The following is a 23,619-nucleotide window of genomic DNA, read 5'->3' on the forward strand; positions in this document are numbered from 1 at the left end:
TTGCTATATCTACTCCCACTACTAATGTTTTTTCATCCACTTGTTTTATTTTATTATTTTGTGTATAATTCATTTAGGTTCCTCCTTTGTAAAATATTTGATGGATTCTTGTTACACTTTTATTTTACGGGGAGGTTCCTTTTTTTTCAACCTCTTTCTTTTTTTATTTCAGGAATGCTCCTATACAAAAAATAAGGGCGCATTTAGCGCCCGATTTATTTGATTATTTTTGTGTTTCTGATTTTGTATTTATTACTTTATCTATAAGACCATATTCTACCGCATCATCTCCGGACATGAAGAAATCTCTTTCAGTATCTTTAACAATTTTTTCATATGGTTGACCCGAATGATTTGATAATATAGTATTTAATTCATGTTTCAATCTCAAAATCTCTTTAGTTTGTATTTCTATATCCATTGCTGTTCCCTGAGTTCCACCCCAAGGTTGATGAATCATTATTCTTGAATGTGGAAGAGAAAATCTTTTGCCTTTAGCTCCAGCTGTGAGTAATACAGCACCCATAGAAGCTGCTTGTCCTGTACATATCGTTGATACATCAGGTTTTATGTATTGCATTGTATCATATATGGCTAATCCAGCTGTTACAGATCCACCAGGTGAATTTATATAAAGATATATATCTTTCTCAGGATCTTGTGACTCTAAAAAAAGCAACTGAGCTATTATAACATTCGCAACTGTATCATTAACTTCAGTACCAAGAAATAATATTCTATCTTTTAAAAGTCTTGAATATATATCATAAGATCTCTCATATCTCCCATCACTTTCAATAACTACTGGCATTGGTATACTCATATAATGACCTCCTTGTTTTTCATCTACTATGTCTTATTTTATCTATAACTTTTTGTGTATCGACAGATGTTAGTATAATCTGTCCACTATCCATATATATAACGGTTTCAACACTTCTACCATAAGTTATATCTATCAAACTTGTTGTACCTTTTATATGGTCATCATCATTTCTATGTTCTTCTTCAGTTAAAACATCATTTCCTTGAAAAATTTTTTTAATTCTTCTGAATTGTATAAATTCCTGAGGAACGACTGAATGTACTCTTTCAGCTGAAACATATGAATCTTTTGTGATAGGAACAAACATATCAACACCTCCTTCTTAAATTATACCTCAATTATTTTAAAATACAAAATAATTACTTTTATTTTTTATTATAAATTTAATGAAATTATAATTATATTCTATTAAAATATATTGTATAAAACTTTTTTAAAGGAGATTTTTTATGAATTTTAATTTTTTTAAACTCGAAATATTTATTCCAGAAGGTTTTTTAGATATTATATTAAAAAGTTTAAATGAAACAGGGGCAGCAAAAGCAGGAAATTATGACAGTTGTATATCTTATTCAAAAGTCATAGGCATGTGGCGTCCTTTAGAAGGAACAAATCCTTATATTGGTAAAATAAATGAATTATCTATTCAAGAAGAAATAAAAATAGAATGTATATGCAAAAAAGAATTTTTAGAAAAAACTGTTGAAAATATTAAAAAAGTACATCCTTATGAAGAACCTGTAATAAATATAATCCCTTTGATTATGAATATTTAAAAAACTTTAAAGGAGAGATTTTGATGAAAGACTTTATAAGTTCTGAAGAAAGAGGTGAATTAGCTAAAAAAGGTTCTTATGTCGGAATAATTGGAAATTTAATGTTAGCTTTACTCAAATTCTCTATAGGTATATTAAGTGGAAGTTTAGCTATAATTGCTGATGGCATAGATACATCAACAGATATAATTACTTCTTTTTTAACTTTAATTGCTGCAAAAATATCAAATAAACCAGCAGACTTTTCTCATCCTTATGGTCATGAAAGAGCAGAAACAATTACTACAAAAATTTTATCTATAATAGTATTATTTGCTGGATATCAAGTTCTTGTATCAGCTATAAAAAATCTATTAAGCGGAAACAAAACTATAGAAAACCCTTTATGGGTTTTGTTAGTTGCAGCTATTTCTGTTATAATTAAGTATTTGTTATATAATTATAAATTAAAAATAGGGAAAAAAATAAATTCATCTTCATTTATTGCAGATGCCTTGAACATGAGAAATGATATATTTACATCATTAGCTGTATTTATAGGAATATTGATTTTTTACTTCACTGGAATACCTTGGATAGATTCTGTAATTGCAATTTTTGTTTCTATTATAATTTTTAAAGTTGGAATTGAAATGTTTATAGAAACTTCTGATGAATTAATGGATGGTTCTAAAGAACTTGGTGATATTTATAAAATGATAATAAATATATGTGATGAATATTCTGAAATACAAAATCCTCATAAAATAAGAGTTAGAAAATCAGGTTTTGTTTATTTTTTAGAGTTTCATATAGAAGTAAATCCTAATATGATAATTAAAGAAGCTAATAAACTTACTTTTAAACTCGAAAAAGAAATTAAAGAATATAATCCTTATATAAAAGATATAATAATACATGTAGAACCCTTTGGAAATATTGAAAATGAAGAGTTTGGTCTTGATAAAGATTCTATAAATAAACTATTTAATGAAAAATAATGAGGTGAAATAAATGACAGGCGATTTTTTAGATGAAGTTAGCATAAAAGTTATTGCAGGTAAAGGTGGAGATGGAATAGTAAGTTTCAGGAGAGAAAAGTATGTACCAAAAGGTGGTCCTGATGGTGGTGATGGTGGTGATGGTGCAAGTGTAATAATAAAATCAACATTAACTAAAAATACTCTTGTAGATTTTAAACATAAAAGAAAATTTATTGCCGAAGATGGAGAAAATGGAAAAGCAAAAAAGCAATATGGAAAAAATGGAAATAATTTAATCATAGAAGTTCCCGTAGGAACTATAATATATGATAAAAATTCTGAAGATATGATAGCTGATTTAAAATATCCTAATCAAATTGTGGTTGTTGCAAGGGGCGGTAAAGGTGGTAGAGGAAATGTAAAATTCATGAATTCATCACTTCAAGCCCCAAGAATCTCTGAAAAAGGTATAAAAGGAGAAGAAATAGAATTAAAACTCGTATTAAAATTAATTGCCGATATAGGAATTGTTGGATTTCCTAATGTTGGAAAATCTACTTTAATATCAAGAATTTCAAAAGCTAAACCTAAAATTGCCAATTATCATTTTACAACTTTAAAACCTAATCTTGGAGTTGTGAAAGTTGATATTGGAAAATCATTTGTTGTTGCAGATATTCCTGGATTAATAGAAGGTGCTCATAATGGTACTGGTCTTGGAGATAGATTTTTGAGACATATTGAGAGATGTTATGCAATAATTCATATAATAGATATTGCAAAGTTTGAAGGCAGAGATCCAGTTGATGATTATTATAAAATAAGGAATGAATTAAAAAAATATTCGGAAACTCTCGCAAATAAAAAAGAAATAATCTTTGGAAATAAATGTGATTTAATAGATCAAGAAACTTTAAATAAAAACATATCTGAATTCGAAAAGACTACAGGTAAAAAAATACATCCAATTTCTGCTTATACAAAAACCAATCTTGATAAAGCAATTGGAGAAATGTGGACAATGATAGAACCTCAAAGAATGGAATATACAAGAAAAATTGAAAAAATGCTTAAAAAAAATTCTGATAGAATTAAATTAAAAATAGATCCAGTAAGACTTGATAATATAGATTATATTAAATTTGAAATTATAAGATGGAGTGAAGATGTTTATGAAATAACAGGAACTGGCGTAGAAAAGCTTTTATCTAAATATGATATAGAGCAAAAAGATGCAAGAGTTAAAATTTTAAATACATTAGAAAGTTCTGGTTTAAGTAAATTCTTAGCTATTGAAGGTTTAAAAGAAGGGGATACCGTCTATGTTGGAAATTTTGCATTTGAATATATACCTTAAGGTAATAAAATGATTATCATATTTGGAGGATCTTTTAATCCTCCTCATATTGCTCATAAAATAATCGCTGAATTTGCATATGATAAATTCAAACCAGATAAATTTTTAATACTTCCGGCAAGTATACCTCCACATAAAGAATCTAATTCAATCGCTTCATTTCAAAAAAGATTTGATATGTGCAAAAAGACTTTTAAATCTAAATATTTTGAAGTTTCAGATTTAGAAAATAAATTAAAAAAACCTTCTTATACTGTAAGAACTTTAGATTATTTAAAAGATTTCGATACTAATTTAAACCTTTTAATCGGAGAAGATTCTTATATGAATTTTGATAAATGGTTTGAATATGAAAAAATATTATCTTTTTCAAAATTAATAGTTTATCCAAGATTCTTTGACAGAAGAGGTTTTAAACATAAGAATTTCGAACATATCGAACTTTCTTCTCCAATAATTGATATATCTTCAAGCATGATAAGAAAAAGAATAAAAGAAAAAAAATCTATTAAAGGCCTAATTTCTGATGATATTTATAATATTACAATTAATACATATAAAATTAAATAAATGGTATTGACATTTCTTATTTTCTAATGTATAATAATCTTCGGATGAGTTTAGCCGAGGTGGTGGAATTGGTAGACACGTATGGTTGAGGGCCATATGAGCGATTTAGCTCGTGCGGGTTCAAGTCCCGCCCTCGGCACCAAAAAAGAGGATATCTTTTTAGATATCCTCTTTTATATTATTTTATATTAATTCTTCATAATTATATATTTCTAATGCTGTCTTTCCAGAATCTTCAAAAATCAAATTATTATCTTTATCGTATAAATATGCATTCAGTTCAGAATCTATGCTTTCTTTTATTTCTTGACTCATTTTTCCATTTTTAGGTGATTTTAACAATTTAAAACTTCCAATTTTTATATCTAACATTAATTTATATTTTTTATTATATATTTCTATTTTTAAATTATTTTTATCATATTTTATAGATTTAATCTTAGAAAAGTTATAAGTAGTAAATTTAATCAATTTATCTTCATAATATACTGCGGCAAGAAGTCCTTTAAAGGCTTTTTTTAAAAATGGAACATTTGCATAAGAAAATGTTAACGACCTATTTTTGTCATATTTGAAATTAGATTGAACCCAAATCCATGAACTTGGAAATGATTCCCCCCAATCTTTTTCTATATAAATTTTACCATTTATCATTTCCATATTTTTAGTACCTGTAAAATTAGATCCCATGTTTATTATTCCATGATTACATTGCATTTTAAAAAAAGAAAATGGTCCCATAGCAGATTTAGTAAATAAATTTTTACCCCAAGGTATTTGTTTTGATATATTCAAAAATATATTAATATCATCAAGATTTAATATTAATCTATCTTTTGAAAATGAATTTTCTTTTATAACTATTCTTTCTCTTTTTTCATCATATTCAAAATCTTTAATATCAAATCTTATATATTCATTTTTTTCTTTATCTATGTATTGAATAAAAGCATGAGGGTCTTCTTCATTTTTTGATATACCAGGTATTATAGAAATAATTTCATCATTAAAAGAAAGTTTATAATACCAACCCTCAAAAGAATTTTTTTCTATCTTATGATATCTAAAGTCATCCATATTAATCCCCACCTATTTTTTTAGAATGTGTAAATACAAAAGTTAATGCTCCTATGAATAATACAAAGTAGTATGTAGTTAATCTCCAAATAAGCACAGCTGAATTTATAGTATATATATCTGTATCATTAGAAAATATAAGATAGTAAAAACCTTCAGCACCTCCAGCAGTTCCCGGTGTTGGAACTATTGCTGCTCCAATATCTAATATAATTCCTTTAAAAATCAAATCTAAATCTATATTCACTCCAAATCCCTTTAAAATAAAAACAATCGTTAAAACATAAGCCATGAGTTGTAAAGAACTTAAAAAAAGGACTATCAAAAATTGTATAATTTTTTTTGAATTTTCTTTAAAAAATTTTATAAATTCTTCAATATTCATAAATATTTTATCCATTATTTTTTCGGGATTTTTTATAATTTTTATTTTTTTTAAAAAAAATGTTACTTTTTGAGCAACTTTTTTTGATAGTTCTTCATTTAATGAAAATAAAAGAATTAAAAATACTACAAAGCCATTAAATATAGTACCTATGAAGACTAAAGAAAATGACTTGAGATCTAAAAAGTTAAAAGCGTATATAGCTCCAGACACTCCAAATAAGGCCATTATTATTTGAAAAATCATAGATTTATAGAGTATGCTAGCAGTAGAAACACTCGGACTTATTCCTTCTTTTGATAAATAATATACCTGCAAAGGTTGACCACCGGTAAAAAATGGTGTTAAATAATTGAAAAAATTTCCTAAAATAGTAATTTTAAAAGTTTTTATATAATTTATATCTTTTTTATTATCAAATAAAGATACTTTCATTATAATAGTTTCAATGATCCATTTTAAAAAAATTAAAAACATAGAAATAAAAGCATATTTTATTTGAAATGTCCTTAATTTTTCTATATTTTCTTCCAAGCCAGTTAACCCCATAAGAATTGTAACTATACTCAATGTTATTATTAAAGAAAATAAAAATCCTTTTAAATATTTCTTTACTCTCAAATAATCACCCCTTACAAAAAACAATGGCGCAAAAAACGCGCCATAATATAAATGTTTTTATTAGACATTATTAACAACTTGTTCTAAAGATAGTTTTTCTTCGGTAGTTAAAAGTTTATCTACATCTAATATTATAAGCATTTCATCTTCTAATCTTGCTATACCAGATATAAAATTTACTCTATGCATTCCACCAACTTCTGGTTTTTCTTCTATTAACTCAGAATTAATACTTTTAACTTCTTTAACATCATCAACCATCATCCCAATTTTTCTACTCTCCATTTTTATTACTATAACTTTGCACTTTGTTTTGTCAGAAAAATCCTGAATTTTGAACTTTTTTCTTAAATTTACTAAAGGTAAAACTTCTTTCTTTCTAAAGTCTATAACACCTTCCAAATAATCTGCCACATCTGGAATTTCTGTAACTTCTTCATATTCTGCTACTGCATCGATCTTCATAATATCAAGACCAAACTTTTCTTTTCCAAGATTAAATGTTACTATTTTTAAATCAGTTCCCATATTATTACCTCCTATGAGCACTTTTTCCATATTTTAATAATACCATATTTACAGGAAATAAAAAAGAAAAATGTTATAATATATTATACTATATATTATACTATAAAATCTATAAAAGTGGTGAATTTTTTATGATAGAGCGAGAACGTAAATATATATTTACAAATTATTTTTTATTTCTTAACCTAAAAAGAAAGGCTATAAAAAAAATTAAGATAATTCAATTTTATAATGATAAAAATGAACGTTATAGACTCAATTTAAATGAAGATATATGGATATATAATCAAAAAAAATATATTTCTGATGAAAAAAGATTTGAAAAAGAAAATATTATTAATAATGATAAAATTAATGACTTAAAACTTTCAAATTCGAAATGTGTTGCAAAATATAGATATATATTAAATGAAGATCCAGAAATTGTTTTAGATGAAATAAAAAATATAGACAATATTTTAAATTATAAAAAAAATTTAAAATATATTCTTGAAATAGAGGAAAAAAATATTTATATAAAAGATTTAGATGATTATTTAAAAAATTATCTAATGGACGATTATAATTATTTGAAAGATGTTACTAATTTAAAAGAATTTTCAAATATCAATTTTGCTTCTAATTTTGATATCGATTATATAAATTTAATAAAGAAATTTAAGGAGGAATAGCTATGCCTGAATTAATAATTGTAGGTACACCCATTGGAAATCTTGAAGACATTAGTTATAGAGCTTTAAGGATATTGAAAGAAGTTGATAATATAATATGTGAAGATAAAAGAGTTACTTTAAAAATAATAAATCATTTTGATTTAGGAAATAAAAATCTTTTTACATATAATCAAGCAAGTGCAGAAAGAAAACTTGAATCAGCTTTCAATTTTATATTAAACAATGAAAAAACAATTATAGTTACAGATGCTGGAATGCCTATAGTATCAGATCCTGGAAATTTACTAGTAAAAAGATGTTATGAAAATAATGTAAAAGTTGATATAATTCCAGGCCCTTCTGCCCCAATATCAGCTCTGGCAGCAAGTGGATTACCAGGGTCAAAATTTGTCTTTTTAGGCTTTTTACCAAGAGATAAAAATAGAAGAAGACTTTTTAGAACTCTTGTTGAAGAAGAAAAAATATTAATATTTTTTGAATCTCCAAATAGAATTTTAAAAACTTTAATAGATATAAATGAAATACTTGGTAATAGAGAAATATTTATAGCAAGGGAAATGACAAAAATCCATCAGGAATTTTTAAAAGGAAATACTTGTGATATTATAGAAAAACTAAAAAAAGTTGATAATATAAGAGGTGAATTTACAGTTGTTATTTCAGGAAAATAAAGATATGCAATTCGAAAATATTCAACAATTAATAAACTATATAAATAATATAATAAAAAATACTTCTATATTAGATTTAAATATAGAAGTTATTTCTGATATAACAACTTCTAAAGTAAGTAAAAGAGGTGATCTTTACATAGAATTATCTCAAAAAGTAGGTTATTCAAATTATTCTATAACAGTATTTTTTCCAGAAAAATTTGTACCTTATATTTTAAAAAATTTGAACTTAAAACATTATTCAGAGTTATCTGGGAAAAAATGGGTTATAAAAGGAAAATTAAATTTTTGGAAAATGAGCTCAAAATTTGTTTTACATGGTAGTTCAATTGAATCAGCTGGTGAATCAGAAATAGAAAAAAATAAATTAAAAATATTAAAAAAATTAGAAATGAAATCATTAATAAATAAAAATACAAATGATTTAAAAACATTAGATCCTATTAAAAAAATCGCAATAATTTCAAGTCCAACAGCTGCTGGATATGGAGATTTTATAAAAAACATAAATCATGCTGAATTGATTCCAATAACTCATTTATATCCTTCCGCAATGCAAGGTGCTGGAACAGTTCCAGGAATAATAGGTTCATTCTATAAAATTTTAGAAACAAAAATTAAATATGATATTGTAGTTATAATAAGAGGTGGAGGTTCTAAAAGTGATTTAATGTATTTTGATGATGAAGAACTCGCATATTATATAGCCAAATTTAATCTAAAAATACCTGTCTTAACTGGAATAGGTCATGAACAAGATAAATCGATACCAGATTATGTTTCATGGAAAAGTTATTCAACTCCTACAGAAGTTTCAAGAGATATTGTAAATCAAATAAATGAAAATATAAAAAGATTAAAAACAGCTTCTTTAAATTCAAAAATTTATTTCAATTCTTCTTTTAAAGATCAAAAAAATTATTTAAATATACAAAATATAAATTTTTTTAGTACAAGAATAAATCAAAAGTTAGATCAAATAAATGAATATATAAAAAAATTTTATAAATATCAATATAATGTAATAGATAATAAAATAATGATTAATAAATCTTATTTTATTAAAAATAAAAATATATTTATAAAAAATTATTTAAATTCTATTTTAATAGAAATAAATAAAACTTTGAATAATAAAATAATTGACATAAAAAATGGAAGTTTTTTATCAATTAACCAAAAAAAAGATTTTTTAAATACTATTTATTTAAATATTACTAAAAATAGTCCTTTTAGTGTTTTTTTAAGCGATGGTGCTCTTATAAAAAAAGAAAATCAAATAATAAATTCAACAAAAAAATTAAAGGAAAATGATTCAATTAAAATAATTTTTAAAGATGGTAATGTTTCTGCAAATATATATAAAATAAATAATTGGGAGGAAAAAAATGGATGATATATTAAATATAAAAAAAAGCGACATGAAAAAAATGAGTTTTAATAAATTAGTTGAAAATTTAGAATCTATAAATGAATATTTTCAATCAACCCAGGAACTAGACATTGAAAAAGGTTTAGAACTATATAAAAAATCTTTAGATTTTATAGTAATAGCAAAAGAAAAACTTACTAATCTTGAAGAAGAAAAAAGAAAAATAGATGAAATATATGATAACTTATTTAATGACAAAAATACATGAAATTTTTTTCAGATTTTTTTATGAAATAAGGAAATTCTTTATAAATAACTTTTTATACATGAAATTTTTATCATTAGCTATACAATTGAAATATTCATGTAATTAATATTTTTTACTTTAAAATGTCTTTATATGCTTTTAATTAAATTTGTTCCTATTTATATTTTTTTGATAAAATCAAAGTGTCTGTATTTATTAATAAATAATACAGACACTTTTTAAACTTAATAATAATTTTATTATTTCTTAATTTTGTTTAAGTTTTATTACGATATAATTATAACTGAAACTATTTCACATTCTTTGTTTGATAAGATTTTTTTAACTTTATGTGAACTTGTGAAAAAAAATACAATTACGAGTAAATTTATCATATATTGGGAGGGAAGAAGATGTCTGAGACATTGAACACACAATTGAAAGAAGTTGAACAGTACTTAGATTCTCTAGGTTTAGAAAAAATGTCTGAAGTAGAAAGACGTAGTTATTTAATTCGTGCTCTTCATAAGGCACAAAGTATTATCGGTTACTTACCTATTGAGGCACAGATGTTGATCTCTAAAAAATTAAAGGTCCACGCTTCTCAAGTTTATGGAGTTGTAACCTTTTATAATTTTTTCAGTATGAAACCTAAAGGAAAATTCCCGATAAATGTTTGTCTTGGAACTGCATGCTATGTTAGAGGTTCTGGTGATATTTTTGCAGAATTCAAAAAACTCTTGGGTATCGAAGAAGGAGAAACTACACCAAATGGTTTATTTTCACTTCATGCTGTAAGATGTGTAGGAGCTTGTGGCTTAGCACCTGTCGTAATGATAGGAGAAAAAGTTCATGGTAGACTTAAAAAAGATGACCTACCAAAGCTCATAGAAGATTATAAAGCAATAGCTAAAGAGCAAGGATTAATCTAAAGGAGGTCTAATTATGTCAAAAATAAAGAGTTTACAAGATTTGATGAATTTAAAAGAAACAGCAACAAAAAACATGAAAATAAGAAATGCCGCTGATGAAAAAGAAAAAATTATTTTAAAAGTTGCTATGGGTACTTGCGGTATATCTGCTGGTGCTAAAGAAACTTTTAATGCTCTTGTTGAAGCTATAGATAAAAAGAATCTTGAACATGTGGTTGTAGTTCAAACAGGATGTATGGGATACTGCCATGCCGAACCTACAGTTGAAGTAGTTGAACCAAATAAAGAAAGTATTCTTTATGGTCATATTGATGCTGAAAAAGCTGAAACTTTAATAGAAAAACATATAATAAATGGAGAATTATTACAAGACTCGATAATAGGCGAAACACATCAGAGTGCTGAATAATAGGAGGGGGACACAAATGGCAAAATACAATCAATACGTTCTAATCTGTGGTGGAACAGGTTGTACTTCCTCAGGTAGTAACGATATTTTAGACCATTTCAATAGAGTTCTTAAAGAAAAAAACTTACAGGATGAAGTTCAAGTTGTAAGAACTGGTTGTTTTGGTTTCTGTGAGCAAGGACCTATAGTTAAATTTTTACCTGACAACACTTTTTATGTAAAAGTTGAGGATAAAGATGTTGAAACATTAGTAGAAGAACATATAATAAAAGGTAGAAAAGTACAAAAATTATTATATGAGGAACCTAAAGCAAAAGAAAAAATAGAAGAATCTCAAAAAATGCCTTTTTATAAAAAGCAGTATAGGGTGGCATTGAGAAATGCGGGTACTATAGATCCAGAAAATATAAATGAATATATTGCTCATAATGGTTATCTTGCTCTCGGTAAAGCTATTACTGAGATGTCAAGAGATGAAGTAATTGAAAATCTTCTTGAATCAGGCTTGAGAGGTAGAGGAGGCGGTGGTTTCCCTACAGGATTAAAATGGCAATTTGCTAAAAAAGCTAACAGTGATCAAAAATATGTAGTATGTAACGCTGATGAAGGTGACCCTGGTGCATTCATGGATAGATCTGTACTTGAAGGAGATCCTCATACAGTAATTGAAGGTATGGCTATTGCAGGCTATGCAATTGGTGCGAATCAAGGAATAGTTTATATAAGAGCAGAATATCCTCTTGCTGTTAATAGATTAAAAACAGCTCTAAATCAAGCGAGAGAAATGGGTTTCTTAGGAGAAAATATTTTCGGCTCAGATTTTTCATTTGATATCGATATAAGATTAGGAGCTGGAGCTTTTGTTTGTGGTGAAGAAACTGCTTTGATCCATTCTATAGAAGGTTATAGAGGAGAACCAACTACAAAACCACCTTTCCCAGCAAACAGTGGATTATGGGAAAAACCAACTTTAATAAATAATGTAGAAACTCTTGCAAATATATCTATCATAACTTTAAAAGGTGCCGACTGGTTCAGAAGTTTTGGTACAGAAAAATCTCCTGGAACTAAAGTCTTTGCACTTGCTGGTGCTATCAATAATGTAGGACTTGTTGAAGTTCCTATGGGAACTACTTTAAGAGAAATAGTATTCGAAATTGGCGGAGGCATAAGAGAAAACAAAAGATATAAAGCTGTTCAAACAGGTGGTCCATCTGGTGGATGTATTCCAGCTGAATATCTTGATACTCCTATTGATTTTGATAATCTTTCTGCTTTAGGTTCTATGATGGGTTCAGGTGGAATGATCGTAATGGATGAAACTACTTGTATGGTTGATGTTTCAAAGTTTTATCTTGAATTCACAGTTGAAGAATCTTGTGGAAAATGTACTCCATGTAGAATAGGTAATGTTAGATTATTAGAAATTCTTGACAGATTAACAAGTGGAAGAGGTTCTGAAAAAGATTTACAATTATTACAAGAACTTGGAAATATAATAAAAGATTCTTCACTTTGTGGTCTTGGTCAAACAGCCCCTAATCCTATTCTATCTACATATCATTATTTTAAAGATGAGTACGAAGCTCATGTTTATGATAAAAGCTGTCCTGCCGGAGCGTGTAAGAGTTTAGTTAAATATACTATAGATCCAGAAAAATGTGTTGGATGTACAGCTTGTGCGAGAGTTTGTCCTGTTGAAGCTATAAATGGCCAAATAAAGAAACCTCATGAAATAGATCAAGAAAAATGTATAAAATGTGGAGCTTGTTATGCTACTTGTAGATTCGGTGCAATAAGCAAAATATAGGAAGGGGGAAAATAATAAATGCCTAAAGTATTTGTTAATAATATAGAAACTGAAGTACCAGATAATGCTACCGTTTTGGAAGCAGTTAATAAAGCAGGTGGATATGTTCCTACACTTTGCTATATGAATCTTGAAGATATAGGTATTGTTAATAAACCTGCTTCTTGTAGAGTATGTGTAGTTGAAATTGAGGGAAGAAGAAATTTAGCTCCAGCTTGTGCTACTCCTGTATTTGAAGGTATGAAAATAAATACTCATTCAAGAAGAGCTATAAATGCAAGAAGAACAGTTGTACAACTGTTATTATCTGATCATCCTCAAGATTGTTTAAAATGTCCTAAAAATGGAGAATGTGAATTACAGGATTTAGCTTCTGAATTAAATATAACAACCAATCCTTATATGGGTAAAAAATCTTTGTATAAAAAAGATGTTTCTGCAGCAATAATAAGAGATCCAAATAAATGTATAATGTGTAGAAAATGTGAAACTGCATGTAATTCTTTTCAAACTGTTGGCGTATTATCTGCAGTTGAAAGAGGTTTTGATGCTGTTGTACAACCTACATTTGATTGGCCACTTGAAGAAACAAATTGTACTTTCTGTGGTCAATGTGTCGCAGTTTGTCCTACTGCAGCTTTAACAGAAAGATCTTATATAGATGAAGTTTGGAGTGAATTAGATAATTCAGATAAACATGTAGTTGTTCAAACAGCCCCAGCAGTAAGAGTTGCTCTTGCTGAAGAATTTGGTTACAAACCAGGAACTATTTCTACTGGTAAATTAGCTGGTGTTTTAAAATTAATGGGTTTTGATGCTGTTTTTGATACTAACTTTGCTGCCGATTTAACAATAATGGAAGAAGCTACAGAGTTTATAGATAGACTTCAAAACGACGGATATATGCCTATGTTAACATCATGTTGTCCAGGCTGGGTAAAGTTCTTAGAACATCAATTTCCTGGACTTGTAAAAATGCCTTCATCTGCAAAGTCACCTCAACAGATGTTTGGAGCAGTCGCAAAATCTTATTATGCTGAAAAGAATAATATAGATCCAAAAAAGATGACTGTTGTTTCTATCATGCCTTGTCTTGCAAAAAAATATGAAGCTGGCAGAGAAGAATTGAATTCAAGTCCCGAATTCAAAGATGTAGATTATGTTATTACTACAAGAGAATTAGCAAAGATGATAAAAGAAGCTGGATTCAATTTCGATTCTATTCCAGAAATGTCTTATGAAAATCCTTTAGGTGAATCAACAGGTGCTGCTGCAATCTTTGGTAGAACTGGTGGCGTTGCAGAAGCTGCTTTGAGAACGGCTTATGAGTGGGTTACTAAAGATACACTTGAAGAAGTAGAATTTGAAGCTTTACATGGTTATGATTCTATAAGAATTGCTGAGGTTGATATAAAAGGAACTATTGTTAAAATTGCAGTTGCTCACGGGCTTGGTAATGTTAGAAAATTACTTGAAGATATAAGAGATGGTAAAATAAATGTCCATTTAATTGAAGTAATGGCTTGTCCTGGTGGCTGTGTTGGCGGCGGTGGTCAACCTTATCATCATGGAAATTTTGAAATAATTAAAAATAGAATAGAAGCTTTAAATAATGTTGACAGAACATCTAAAATAAGAAAGTCTCATGATAATCCTTCTATTAAAAAAATATATGAAGAATATCTTGAAAAACCAGGTTCTGAAAAAGCACATCACTTGTTGCATACACATTATTTACAAAGAGAATGGCTTTAAAAAAATAATAGGGAACCTTTTTGGTTCCCATTTTTTGTGATATCAATACTGTGGAGGGATATCTATGAATACTTATATATTACTTTTTAACTCTAATTCTCCAGATGAAATTTATAAGGAAGCTTCTAAAATAGCCTCAAGATTTGGAGAACATAATATATCTTCTGTTGTTAAATATAATGATGAAAAAATTATATCAGATAAGATGATTAATCAAATGGTAGATATGTATATTTCATTGAAAAAATCAAATTTTGATTTAATTGAAAAATTTAAAAATAAAGTAAAAGATGATGATTTTTTACTAAATCAAATGAAAGAAAATCTGATAAGATTTAATAAACATTCTTACAAATACCCAGAAGAATGGAAAATAGTTTTTTTTGATGGAGAAGATTTTAATCATATAGATGATTATAGTTATTTAAATGAACTCAAAAGTAGAGTATTTAAAGATTCTCTTTATATTGCAATGGTGGATCTTCCATAATATTAAAATCCCCAAACATACTAAAATGTTTGGGGATGGTTCTTATATTATTATTCTTGCAGGATATCCTGCTTCTTCAAGAATTTTTTCTACGAGTTCTGAAGGTTCTTCCGTTTCAACATGTACTTTTTTAGATGGTAAATCGACTTCAAATTTGCTGATCTTTTTTTCTTCTTTCAAAGCATTTTCAATATTCATTTTACAATGATTACATGACATATCTGGTACATCATAAGAATATTTCATTTATTTCACCTCCAAAATATAGATTATTTTATCAATTTTTTTATTCTCAATGAATTTAATATAACGTTTATAGAACTAAAAGTCATAGCAATTTCTGATATTGCTGGATGTAAAAGGCCAGACATTGCAAGTGGAATTGCTATTACATTGTAAAAAAAAGCCCAAAATAAATTTTGTCTAATCTTAGAGAAAGTTATTTTTGATATTTTTATAGAATCTATTATTTTTGAAAATTCACCTTTTACAGATATTATATCTGCACTTTCTATGGCTAAATCTGTACCTGTTCCAATAGCCATAGATATATCAGAAGATTTTAAAGCTGCAGCATCATTAATTCCATCTCCAACCATAGCTACTTTTTTCCCAGAAATTTGTAATTCTCTGACTTTATCTACTTTATCTTTTGGACTAACCCCTGAATATATAGTTTCTATCCCAACTTGTTTTGCAACTGCTCTTGCGGTAATTTCAGAATCTCCAGTTATCATTATAGGCATTATTCCCATAGTTTTAAGTTCTTTTATCGCATCTTCAGCTTGTTCTTTTATAGGATCTGCTATAGATATGAATCCTTTTATTTCTTCATTTTCTCTAAACTCTACAACAGTATGACCTTTTTCCATATATTCTTCATATATTTTATAGTTTTTTGGTTTTCCTATAAAATATATATTATTTTCATAATTTGCTTGAACACCTTTACCAGTTATTTCTTCAAAATTATTTAAATCAATTTTTTTATCTTTCTTATTTTCATAATATTCATATATTGATTTTGCTAATGGATGATTAGAATTACTTTCTATAGTATAAATTATATCATGATAAAATTTATCTATATTTTGAAATACAACTGTCGGTTTTCCTTGAGTTATTGTTCCTGTTTTATCTAAAAGTATAGTATCTATATCTTTTGCAGCTTGAATAGCTCCTCCATTTTTTATTATTAAACCTTTTCTCGCAGCTGCTCCACTTCCTGCTACCAATGCCATTGGAGTTGCAAGACCCAAAGCACATGGACAAGCTATAACTAAAGTAGAAACAAAAACAAAAATAGAAGTAGAAACAGCACCAGCATCTACAACAAGCCATGGTATATATTTAGACATATTTACTAAATATTCTTGCATATTTTCATAGTTAAAATACCATACAAGAGAACTTATAATGGCAAGGCTTAATACTATTGGTATAAAAAACAAAGTTATTCTATCGGCAAATGCTTGAATTGGAACTTTTGTTGATTGAGCTTCTTCTACGAGTTTTATCATTTGATTTAAAAAAGTTTCTTCACCTACATTTTCAACTTCAACTTTTAATAATCCTTCTTCAAGTATAGTTCCACCAACAACTTTTGAATTTTCTGATTTTTTAATTGATAATGGTTCTCCAGTAATCATTGATTCATCTACAAGGCCTTTACCTTCTATAATTTTTCCATCTAAAGGTATTTTTTCACCTTTTTTTACTAATATCAAACTTCCTATTTTTACTGTTTCTAAAGGAACTTTTTCTACATTTTCTCCATTAATTACATTTGCATTTTCAACTTTCAATTTTATTAAAGATTTTATTTCTTTTGAAGCTTTACTTTTTAAATTGCTTTCTATGAATCTTCCAAGTAAATGAAGAGTTATTAGCATTGAAGCTAAAGCCCCAAAGGACATTACATCCATTCCAGTCATATTCAATATTGTTGTTATATATGATGATAATGCTCCAATTATAACGAGTGTATCCATATTTGTATGAAAATGAGAAATAGCAATCCATGCACCTTTTAATGTTTTTTGACCTAAATAAAATATATTTATTGCTCCAATTATTAACTCTAAATAATTGTAATAAGGTATCTTTAATCCACTCATATGAAAAAGCATTAAAATACTTATTGGTATTGTTAATATTAATGAAAATATTAGATTGAATTTATCATGTTTATAATTTTTTTCTATCATATCTTCAGAAGGCATTTCTTTTGAAGCTTTATACCCAACTTTTTTTACACTTTTTTCTATTTCGTCAAAATTTATTTTACCTTCTTTTATTATAACTGCTTTTTCTGTAGCAAGATTAACAGATACAAACTTAACTCCTTCAATTTTTTTTAATGATCTTTCAACATTCCTAACGCATGATGCACAAGTCATACCCTGTACACTGAAACTTAATTTATCTTCTGACATTTTTTAACCTCCCCCCCAGGTGTGGGTAATTTATATCTATATCATAATATAAAATCATTTCTTTTTTTTTTAGAATATGTAAATAATTATAAAAAAAGACTCTCAAAATATTGAGAGTCTACCTTTATTATCTCTAATTTATTTTATTAATACTCAATTTTACTTCTTTCACACCTGTATCTTCTGACATCTTCAAAAACTCATTTAAAGCATTTTTTAATTGACTTTTTATAGAATCTATTTTCGCATAATCTTTAAAATCTTCTATTTCTCTATTTGTAAATATTAAACTTAAATTATCATAAACATATGTAAGGTTATTATTTATTTTTGTTCTGGCTTCTTCACTGCCAACAACAAGAATATAACTTCCAATATATATTTTATTTTTGAATTTATAATTAAGAGCATACTCATTTTGTATTATTGGTACTTCTATTCTAATGTTTTTTTGTATATATTTTATTTCTGGATTTTTTGAACCATAATATTTTATATCTGTAAAACCTAAGAATTTAGGATCATAAGGATTTTTTTCTATAGAATAAACACTAACTCTACCATCTTTAAATCTTATATAAGCATATTTATCTGTCGCTTTTAATCCATCTACTTCATCTAATTCAAGATTCTTTTTTATTATAGGGGTTTCAGGATTTTTAACATCAGCTATTGTTATGCCATCATTTATTCTTAAAATGAATAATGAAGTATTTATCAGAACTGTATCTGTAACATTTCCAGATGTTTTTATGTTTGAAATTTCTTTTGGATTCTTAGGATCATAAACTTCATAAATAGTAACGCCATACTTTCCACTTGGTGAATATAAATAACTTTTTTCATACTTTGTCGTTGTGAATTTAATACTTTGTTCACTTTTAGCATTTTGAGAGTCTTTAGCCACGACTTTTAAAGTATAATTTTTATTTAGTTCTAAAGAATTGTATCCAAAAGAATTATTATTCAATCCATTTGCAATGTTTTTTTGTGTTGTCCCATCAGATAAATAAATATCATAGGTTAATAAATCTTTATCAGGATCAGAAGCTTCCCAAGTAAATATTATATCTTTTTGTGAATGATTTTGTCCTTCTTCTGGGTACAAAATATTTGGTGAATTTGGTGGATTATTTTTAGTTATTATAATTTCTTGTGAATAATCAAAAACTTTTTTATCTTTTACAGCAGCAAAGAATATATTATGAGTTTTATTATCAGAATTTAATTCATATTTATTTTCACTTATTATATCTTTTATTTTATATTGATCTTGATCTTTTTCTACCACAACATATTCATCATAACCATCAGGAAGGGTTATAATTGCTTTTGTTTCTTCCCATTCAGTATCTATTGAATATTTTATGGTTGATTTATCTAATTCAAGATTGATATTTTTATCTTCATCTATAAAAGAATCAACACTTCCATAGTAAAATTTCAAATCATTTTGACCAATAGCTGAAATATTTATAGTATAATTACCTTTTTCTATATTTTCCATTTTTATGTTATCCGAAAGAGAAAATTCTTTTTCTACTGTTTTTTCTCCTAAAAGTTCAACTTTTATTTTTTCTATTGGTTCTCTAAATTCGGATGTTTTTATTGTATATTGTATGTTTACATTATACTTTTTATTAACAAATAAAACAGAAAATACAATAATAACTGTAAATATTAAAATAACCCCTAATGATGAAAAGATAATAATTTTTTCTTTATTTTTTTTATCATAATTACTTGATTCAACTAATTCTTCAAATTCATTATTATTTTTTTTATCTTCATTCATCTTTATCACCTCCTACTGATTATATCATAAATTATTAAAAATAGCTTTAAAAAAAGGGGTGCATTTTGCACCCCTTTTTTATGTTTTTTATTTTATTAATTCATTCATTATATTGGCAAGATCTATAAAATCTTCTTTTAACGATGCCCCACCAACAAGTCCTCCATCTATATCCTTTTGTATGAAAAGTCCAAAATAATTACTTGGTTTAACACTTCCACCATAAAGCAATGTAACTTTTTGTGCTACTTCTTCTCCATACATTTCAGATAATAGATCTCTAATATATTTATGAACTTCTTGTGCTTGTGCTGGAGTTGCTACTTTTCCAGTTCCTATGGCCCATACAGGTTCATAAGCTATTATTATTTTATTTATTTCATCTTTTTCTATTTCATTTAATCCTTCTTTTATTTGTTTTTCTATTGTATTGAATATTAAACCTTTTTCTCTTTCTTCAAGATGTTCTCCAACACAAAAAATAGGGGTTAATTCTTTTTCTAACGACTTCTTTATTTTTTTGTTTATTATTTCATTTGTCTCGCCAAATATATCTCTTCTTTCAGAATGACCAAGTATTACATGAGTAACATTTATATCTTTTAGCATATCTGGAGATATTTCGCCTGTATATGCACCAGATTCTTCAAAATACATATTTTGTGAACTTACTTTTATATTTGTTCCAGAAGTTATATCTGCAATTTTTTCTAAAGAAGTAAAAGGCACACCCAATATTACATCTATTTTTTCTTCATTTCCAATTTTTCCTATTAACTTATTTACAAATGCAGCTGCTTCTGAATTATTTTTATTCATTTTCCAGTTTCCAGCTAATATAAATTTTTTTTCAGTTAATTTTTTTTTTGTTGCTATAGATGCAACTCCAGGTAATTCTTTTCCTTCTAAGAGTTCAAGAGAAGCTCCTCCACCAGTTGAAACATGAGAGAATTTTTTGGCTAATCCAAATTTTTCAGCTGCTGCTGCTGAGTCTCCACCACCAATTACACTTACACTTCCAGCATCTGTCAACTCTACTATTAATTCTGCTACTCCTCTTGTTCCTTTTTCAAAATCTTCTATTTCAAAAACACCCATTGGTCCATTCCATACAACTGTTTTAACTCCAGAAAGTTTTTCTTCAAAAAGTTTTAATGTTTCAGGACCTATATCTAAACCCATCCAACCTTTTTCTATTCCATCATCCATTTTTACAACTCTATTTTCAAGTCCTGCTTCAAGCTTTTGAGCTACTACTGCATCAATAGGCAATATCAATTCAACATTGTTATCTTCAGCTTTTTTCAATAAATCTTTTGCAAGATCTAATTTATCTTCTTCATATAATGAAGATCCAATCTCTTTTCCTTGAGCTTTTAAGAACGTAAACATCATAGCTCCGCCTATGAATATCTTATCCGCTTTTTCGAGAAGATTAGTAATTACTCCTATTTTATCTGATACCTTTGCTCCACCAAGTATTACAGCATAAGGTTTTTCTGGATTTGTGGTTACTCCACCTAAAAATTTAATTTCTTTTTCCATTAAAAATCCAGCTACACTTGGTATATTTTGTGCGATTCCAACATTAGAAGCATGTGCTCTGTGTGCTGTTCCAAAAGCATCATTAACATGAATATCTGCAAGAGATGCCCAATATGTTGCCAATTCAGCATCATTTTTCTTTTCGCCTTTTTCAAATCTTGTATTTTCAAGTACTAACACTTGACCAGATTTTAATTTATTTACAGCTGTTTCAACTTTTTCTCCTCTTGTTTCATCTACAAAAAGAACTTCATTATCTAACAATTCATTTAATCTTTTTGCAACTGGAGCTAAAGAAAATTCAATTTTCTTTTCCCCTTTTGGTCTTCCAAGATGGGATAAAAGTATTACTTTTGCATTTTGTTCTAAAACATATTTTATTGTAGGTAAAGCTGCTTTTATTCTTGTTTCATCTGTTATTTTTCCTTCTTTTATTGGAACATTAAAATCAACTCTCATTATAACTTTTTTATTTTCAAAATCTATATCTTTAACTGTCATTTTTTCCATAATTACACCTCCAAATTCATAGTGCCATTTATGCAATATTTATAAAAGGGAGACATTGTTATGCCTCCCCATGTATTAATTTTTCTTATTTAATTAATGTAGCAAAATGTTTAACTAATCTAACTAATTGAGCTGTATATGACATTTCATTGTCATACCAAGATATAACTTTTACCATTTGTTTTCCATCTACTTCTATTACTTTAGTTAATTCTGAATCAAATAATGAACCGTATTGACATCCTATTACATCAGAAGATACTATAGGATCTTCAGTATATCCCAATGTATCTTTTAGTTCTGTTTCAGCTGCTTTTTTCATAGCAGCATTGATTTCTTCTACTGTTACTTCTTTATTTAATTCAACTACGAGATCTACTACTGATCCTGTAACTGTAGGAACTCTCATAGCCATACCATCTAATTTTCCTTTTAATTGAGGTAATGCTTTTGCAACTGCTTTAGCCGCTCCTGTACTTGTTGGAACTATGTTTTGTGCAGCTGCTCTTGCTCTTCTGAAATCACCTTTTCTATGAACTCCATCAACTGTATTTTGATCTTGTGTATATGCATGAACTGTTGTCATTAAACCTTTTACTATACCAAAATTATCATCTAATACTTTTGCAACTGGAGCTAAACAGTTTGTTGTACATGACGCACCTGAAATTATATTTTCTTCTCCAGTTAATGTATCATGGTTTACATTATAAACTATTGTAGGTACATCTCCTTTTGCTGGAGCAGAGATAACAACTTTTTTTGCTCCTGCTTCTAAATGTAGAGAAGCTGCTTCTTTTTTTACAAAGAAACCTGTACATTCTAATACTACATCAACATTTAGTTCTTTCCATGGTAATTTTGCTGGATCTTTTTCAGCAATTATCTTTATTTCTTTTCCATTAACTACCATAGCTCCTTCTTTTACTTCAACTTCAGCATCAAATCTTCCTTGTGCAGAATCATATTTTAATAAATGAGCTAAAGCCTTTGCATCTGATAAATCGTTTATTGCAACGATATCAAATTCAGGATTATTAAACATTAATCTAAATGCCAATCTACCAATTCTACCAAAACCATTAATAGCTACTTTTACCATATTAATGTACACCTCCTCAAAGTGTATGAGCATTAGTTATTTTTTTCTCTAATATAATTATATATCTTAATTAATAACAATAAGAAAAAATAAAGTTAAATTTATTATAATCCAAATCCCATATTTTGTAATCCGCCAAGGTATTTTTGACTTATTTTTTCATTTTCTTCTTCTTTTATTTGATTTGCTTTTTCAATTGCTTCATTAGTCGCCGCAATAATCATGTCTTTTATTATTTCCATGTCTTCACCTTCGAGTTCTTCAGAAATTATTATATCTTTTACTCTCAGATTACCATTTGCAATGACTTTTACTACTCCACCACCCGATGTAGCTTCTACTTCTTTGTTGGCAAGTTCACCTTCTAAAGTAGACATTTCATCTTCCATAAGCTGTTGTGTTTTTTGAGCCTCTGCAAGTAATTGATTTACATTAGGTTTTTTACTGGAAGAATTTTTAAAAGACCTTCCACCAAATCCTTTTATTTTTTTACCCATTAAGTTGCCTCCTTTTTTCCTATTCAATAAATTATATCATTTTTAAAGTAATTATAAAATTAAATTATATAATCTTTTTTATAAACAATCATTCAAATTTTTATACTTTTTACAATTATTTTTTATATTTTTTTTATTTTGTATATATGTTATATGCTATAATAAACTATAATAATATAGTGACTTGAAAAATAGAGCAATAAAAAAGGGATATGAAATAAAAAACAAGTAAATGAAAAGCAACAAAAATAAAAACAAGTAAAAAAAGGA

The 23,619-nt window shown here is 27.1% G+C and carries 24 protein-coding genes and 1 tRNA gene; 14 read left to right on the forward strand and 11 right to left on the reverse strand.

Going from position 1 to position 23,619, the window contains the following annotated elements:
* Positions 1-223 precede the first annotated feature (223 nt).
* Complete coding sequence (gene clpP, locus C7380_RS12495) at positions 224-823, reverse strand: ATP-dependent Clp endopeptidase proteolytic subunit ClpP (RefSeq protein WP_109606442.1); 600 nt, start codon at positions 821-823, stop codon at positions 224-226.
* A gap of 19 nt (positions 824-842) precedes the next feature.
* Positions 843-1,133 carry an extracellular matrix/biofilm biosynthesis regulator RemA family protein gene (locus C7380_RS12500; protein ID WP_109606443.1) on the reverse strand — a complete coding sequence of 97 codons (291 nt, stop codon included), beginning with the start codon at positions 1,131-1,133 and terminating at the stop codon, positions 843-845.
* 142 nt (positions 1,134-1,275) lie between these two features.
* Between C7380_RS12500 and C7380_RS12505 the strand changes: the two genes are divergently transcribed.
* The 5 genes from C7380_RS12505 (at position 1,276) to C7380_RS12525 (ending at position 4,633) form a co-directional block, all read left to right on the forward strand.
* The gene (locus C7380_RS12505; protein WP_109606445.1) at positions 1,276-1,602 is read left to right on the forward strand and encodes a YqfO family protein; all 327 of its coding nucleotides are present in this window, start codon (positions 1,276-1,278) and stop codon (positions 1,600-1,602) included.
* Between the two features lie 23 nt (positions 1,603-1,625).
* The gene (locus tag C7380_RS12510) at positions 1,626-2,582 is read left to right on the forward strand and encodes a cation diffusion facilitator family transporter (RefSeq protein ID WP_109606447.1); all 957 of its coding nucleotides are present in this window, start codon (positions 1,626-1,628) and stop codon (positions 2,580-2,582) included.
* Between the two features lie 13 nt (positions 2,583-2,595).
* Positions 2,596-3,921, forward strand: coding sequence for a GTPase ObgE (gene obgE / locus C7380_RS12515; RefSeq protein WP_109606448.1), 1,326 nt, complete (start codon positions 2,596-2,598; stop codon positions 3,919-3,921).
* A gap of 9 nt (positions 3,922-3,930) precedes the next feature.
* Positions 3,931-4,491 carry a nicotinate (nicotinamide) nucleotide adenylyltransferase gene (gene nadD, locus C7380_RS12520; RefSeq protein WP_109606450.1) on the forward strand — a complete coding sequence of 187 codons (561 nt, stop codon included), beginning with the start codon at positions 3,931-3,933 and terminating at the stop codon, positions 4,489-4,491.
* Positions 4,492-4,544: 53 nt separating this feature from the next.
* Positions 4,545-4,633, forward strand: a tRNA-Leu gene (locus tag C7380_RS12525).
* A gap of 41 nt (positions 4,634-4,674) precedes the next feature.
* Here C7380_RS12525 and C7380_RS12530 read toward each other — a convergent pair.
* From C7380_RS12530 to C7380_RS12540, 3 genes are read right to left on the reverse strand one after another with little or no spacing between them, the layout of a single operon-like run.
* Positions 4,675-5,568 (reverse strand): tocopherol cyclase family protein, encoded by an 894-nt coding sequence (locus tag C7380_RS12530; protein ID WP_109606452.1) that lies wholly within the window; start codon positions 5,566-5,568, stop codon positions 4,675-4,677.
* 1 nt (position 5,569) lies between these two features.
* Positions 5,570-6,574, reverse strand: coding sequence for a lysylphosphatidylglycerol synthase transmembrane domain-containing protein (locus tag C7380_RS12535; RefSeq protein WP_109606454.1), 1,005 nt, complete (start codon positions 6,572-6,574; stop codon positions 5,570-5,572).
* A 60-nt stretch (positions 6,575-6,634) separates the two neighbouring features.
* The gene (locus C7380_RS12540; protein WP_109606456.1) at positions 6,635-7,102 is read right to left on the reverse strand and encodes a chemotaxis protein CheW; all 468 of its coding nucleotides are present in this window, start codon (positions 7,100-7,102) and stop codon (positions 6,635-6,637) included.
* A gap of 131 nt (positions 7,103-7,233) precedes the next feature.
* On the opposite strand from C7380_RS12540, the gene C7380_RS12545 reads away from it, so the two are divergent.
* The 9 genes from C7380_RS12545 (at position 7,234) to C7380_RS12585 (ending at position 15,465) form a co-directional block, all read left to right on the forward strand.
* The gene (locus C7380_RS12545; RefSeq protein WP_109606458.1) at positions 7,234-7,773 is read left to right on the forward strand and encodes a hypothetical protein; all 540 of its coding nucleotides are present in this window, start codon (positions 7,234-7,236) and stop codon (positions 7,771-7,773) included.
* Between the two features lie 2 nt (positions 7,774-7,775).
* Positions 7,776-8,447 carry a 16S rRNA (cytidine(1402)-2'-O)-methyltransferase gene (rsmI, locus tag C7380_RS12550; RefSeq protein ID WP_109606460.1) on the forward strand — a complete coding sequence of 224 codons (672 nt, stop codon included), beginning with the start codon at positions 7,776-7,778 and terminating at the stop codon, positions 8,445-8,447.
* The gene (xseA, locus tag C7380_RS12555) at positions 8,428-9,846 is read left to right on the forward strand and encodes an exodeoxyribonuclease VII large subunit (protein WP_109606462.1); all 1,419 of its coding nucleotides are present in this window, start codon (positions 8,428-8,430) and stop codon (positions 9,844-9,846) included. The genes rsmI and xseA overlap by 20 nt, the downstream gene beginning before the upstream one ends.
* The gene (locus C7380_RS12560) at positions 9,839-10,090 is read left to right on the forward strand and encodes a hypothetical protein (RefSeq protein WP_109606463.1); all 252 of its coding nucleotides are present in this window, start codon (positions 9,839-9,841) and stop codon (positions 10,088-10,090) included. The genes xseA and C7380_RS12560 overlap by 8 nt, the downstream gene beginning before the upstream one ends.
* 461 nt (positions 10,091-10,551) lie before the next feature.
* Complete coding sequence (locus tag C7380_RS12565; protein WP_369426092.1) at positions 10,552-11,001, forward strand: NADH-quinone oxidoreductase subunit NuoE family protein; 450 nt, start codon at positions 10,552-10,554, stop codon at positions 10,999-11,001.
* 13 nt (positions 11,002-11,014) lie between these two features.
* Positions 11,015-11,410 carry a (2Fe-2S) ferredoxin domain-containing protein gene (locus tag C7380_RS12570; RefSeq protein ID WP_109606467.1) on the forward strand — a complete coding sequence of 132 codons (396 nt, stop codon included), beginning with the start codon at positions 11,015-11,017 and terminating at the stop codon, positions 11,408-11,410.
* Positions 11,411-11,426: 16 nt separating this feature from the next.
* On the forward strand, positions 11,427-13,220 hold the full coding sequence (locus C7380_RS12575) for an NADH-ubiquinone oxidoreductase-F iron-sulfur binding region domain-containing protein (protein WP_109606468.1): 1,794 nt from the start codon (positions 11,427-11,429) through the stop codon (positions 13,218-13,220).
* 18 nt (positions 13,221-13,238) lie between these two features.
* The gene (locus tag C7380_RS12580; protein ID WP_109606470.1) at positions 13,239-14,975 is read left to right on the forward strand and encodes an NADH-dependent [FeFe] hydrogenase, group A6; all 1,737 of its coding nucleotides are present in this window, start codon (positions 13,239-13,241) and stop codon (positions 14,973-14,975) included.
* Between the two features lie 64 nt (positions 14,976-15,039).
* Positions 15,040-15,465, forward strand: a complete 426-nt coding sequence (locus C7380_RS12585; RefSeq protein WP_109606472.1) for a hypothetical protein — start codon at positions 15,040-15,042, stop codon at positions 15,463-15,465.
* A gap of 42 nt (positions 15,466-15,507) precedes the next feature.
* Here the strand turns inward: C7380_RS12585 and C7380_RS12590 are convergent, their stop codons facing one another.
* From C7380_RS12590 to C7380_RS12615, 6 genes are all read right to left on the reverse strand, one after another.
* Positions 15,508-15,711, reverse strand: coding sequence for a heavy-metal-associated domain-containing protein (locus C7380_RS12590; RefSeq protein ID WP_109606474.1), 204 nt, complete (start codon positions 15,709-15,711; stop codon positions 15,508-15,510).
* A gap of 23 nt (positions 15,712-15,734) precedes the next feature.
* Entirely contained in the window at positions 15,735-17,900 is a 2,166-nt protein-coding gene (locus C7380_RS12595; RefSeq protein WP_109606476.1) for a heavy metal translocating P-type ATPase, read from the reverse strand.
* A 133-nt stretch (positions 17,901-18,033) separates the two neighbouring features.
* Positions 18,034-19,695, reverse strand: a complete 1,662-nt coding sequence (locus tag C7380_RS12600; RefSeq protein ID WP_109606478.1) for an LVIVD repeat-containing protein — start codon at positions 19,693-19,695, stop codon at positions 18,034-18,036.
* A gap of 87 nt (positions 19,696-19,782) precedes the next feature.
* Positions 19,783-21,750 (reverse strand): triose-phosphate isomerase, encoded by a 1,968-nt coding sequence (tpiA, locus tag C7380_RS12605; protein WP_109606480.1) that lies wholly within the window; start codon positions 21,748-21,750, stop codon positions 19,783-19,785.
* Positions 21,751-21,835: 85 nt separating this feature from the next.
* The gene (gene gap / locus C7380_RS12610; protein ID WP_109606482.1) at positions 21,836-22,852 is read right to left on the reverse strand and encodes a type I glyceraldehyde-3-phosphate dehydrogenase; all 1,017 of its coding nucleotides are present in this window, start codon (positions 22,850-22,852) and stop codon (positions 21,836-21,838) included.
* Between the two features lie 104 nt (positions 22,853-22,956).
* Positions 22,957-23,349, reverse strand: a complete 393-nt coding sequence (locus tag C7380_RS12615) for a YbaB/EbfC family nucleoid-associated protein (RefSeq protein WP_109606483.1) — start codon at positions 23,347-23,349, stop codon at positions 22,957-22,959.
* Between the last annotated feature and the right edge of the window lie 270 nt (positions 23,350-23,619).

The sequence above is a fragment of the Oceanotoga teriensis genome (assembly GCF_003148465.1).
Taxonomy (GTDB): domain Bacteria; phylum Thermotogota; class Thermotogae; order Petrotogales; family Petrotogaceae; genus Oceanotoga; species Oceanotoga teriensis.

Excerpts from the sequence above, each read along its gene's own strand:
- tpiA (WP_109606480.1), bottom strand. The coding sequence starts at position 21,750 with ATGGAAAAAATGACAGTTAAAGATATAGATTTTGAAAATAAAAAAGTT.
- C7380_RS12600 (WP_109606478.1), bottom strand. The coding sequence starts at position 19,695 with ATGAATGAAGATAAAAAAAATAATAATGAATTTGAAGAATTAGTTGAA.
- obgE (WP_109606448.1), top strand. The coding sequence starts at position 2,596 with ATGACAGGCGATTTTTTAGATGAAGTTAGCATAAAAGTTATTGCAGGT.
- clpP (WP_109606442.1), bottom strand. The coding sequence starts at position 823 with ATGAGTATACCAATGCCAGTAGTTATTGAAAGTGATGGGAGATATGAG.
- C7380_RS12590 (WP_109606474.1), bottom strand. The coding sequence starts at position 15,711 with ATGAAATATTCTTATGATGTACCAGATATGTCATGTAATCATTGTAAA.
- C7380_RS12540 (WP_109606456.1), bottom strand. The coding sequence starts at position 7,102 with ATGGGAACTGATTTAAAAATAGTAACATTTAATCTTGGAAAAGAAAAG.
- rsmI (WP_109606460.1), top strand. The coding sequence starts at position 7,776 with ATGCCTGAATTAATAATTGTAGGTACACCCATTGGAAATCTTGAAGAC.
- nadD (WP_109606450.1), top strand. The coding sequence starts at position 3,931 with ATGATTATCATATTTGGAGGATCTTTTAATCCTCCTCATATTGCTCAT.
- C7380_RS12615 (WP_109606483.1), bottom strand. The coding sequence starts at position 23,349 with ATGGGTAAAAAAATAAAAGGATTTGGTGGAAGGTCTTTTAAAAATTCT.
- C7380_RS12570 (WP_109606467.1), top strand. The coding sequence starts at position 11,015 with ATGTCAAAAATAAAGAGTTTACAAGATTTGATGAATTTAAAAGAAACA.
- C7380_RS12500 (WP_109606443.1), bottom strand. The coding sequence starts at position 1,133 with ATGTTTGTTCCTATCACAAAAGATTCATATGTTTCAGCTGAAAGAGTA.
- C7380_RS12565 (WP_369426092.1), top strand. The coding sequence starts at position 10,552 with ATGTCTGAAGTAGAAAGACGTAGTTATTTAATTCGTGCTCTTCATAAG.
- C7380_RS12595 (WP_109606476.1), bottom strand. The coding sequence starts at position 17,900 with ATGTCAGAAGATAAATTAAGTTTCAGTGTACAGGGTATGACTTGTGCA.
- gap (WP_109606482.1), bottom strand. The coding sequence starts at position 22,852 with ATGGTAAAAGTAGCTATTAATGGTTTTGGTAGAATTGGTAGATTGGCA.
- C7380_RS12585 (WP_109606472.1), top strand. The coding sequence starts at position 15,040 with ATGAATACTTATATATTACTTTTTAACTCTAATTCTCCAGATGAAATT.
- C7380_RS12580 (WP_109606470.1), top strand. The coding sequence starts at position 13,239 with ATGCCTAAAGTATTTGTTAATAATATAGAAACTGAAGTACCAGATAAT.
- C7380_RS12530 (WP_109606452.1), bottom strand. The coding sequence starts at position 5,568 with ATGGATGACTTTAGATATCATAAGATAGAAAAAAATTCTTTTGAGGGT.
- C7380_RS12510 (WP_109606447.1), top strand. The coding sequence starts at position 1,626 with ATGAAAGACTTTATAAGTTCTGAAGAAAGAGGTGAATTAGCTAAAAAA.
- C7380_RS12505 (WP_109606445.1), top strand. The coding sequence starts at position 1,276 with ATGAATTTTAATTTTTTTAAACTCGAAATATTTATTCCAGAAGGTTTT.
- C7380_RS12545 (WP_109606458.1), top strand. The coding sequence starts at position 7,234 with ATGATAGAGCGAGAACGTAAATATATATTTACAAATTATTTTTTATTT.
- C7380_RS12560 (WP_109606463.1), top strand. The coding sequence starts at position 9,839 with ATGGATGATATATTAAATATAAAAAAAAGCGACATGAAAAAAATGAGT.
- C7380_RS12575 (WP_109606468.1), top strand. The coding sequence starts at position 11,427 with ATGGCAAAATACAATCAATACGTTCTAATCTGTGGTGGAACAGGTTGT.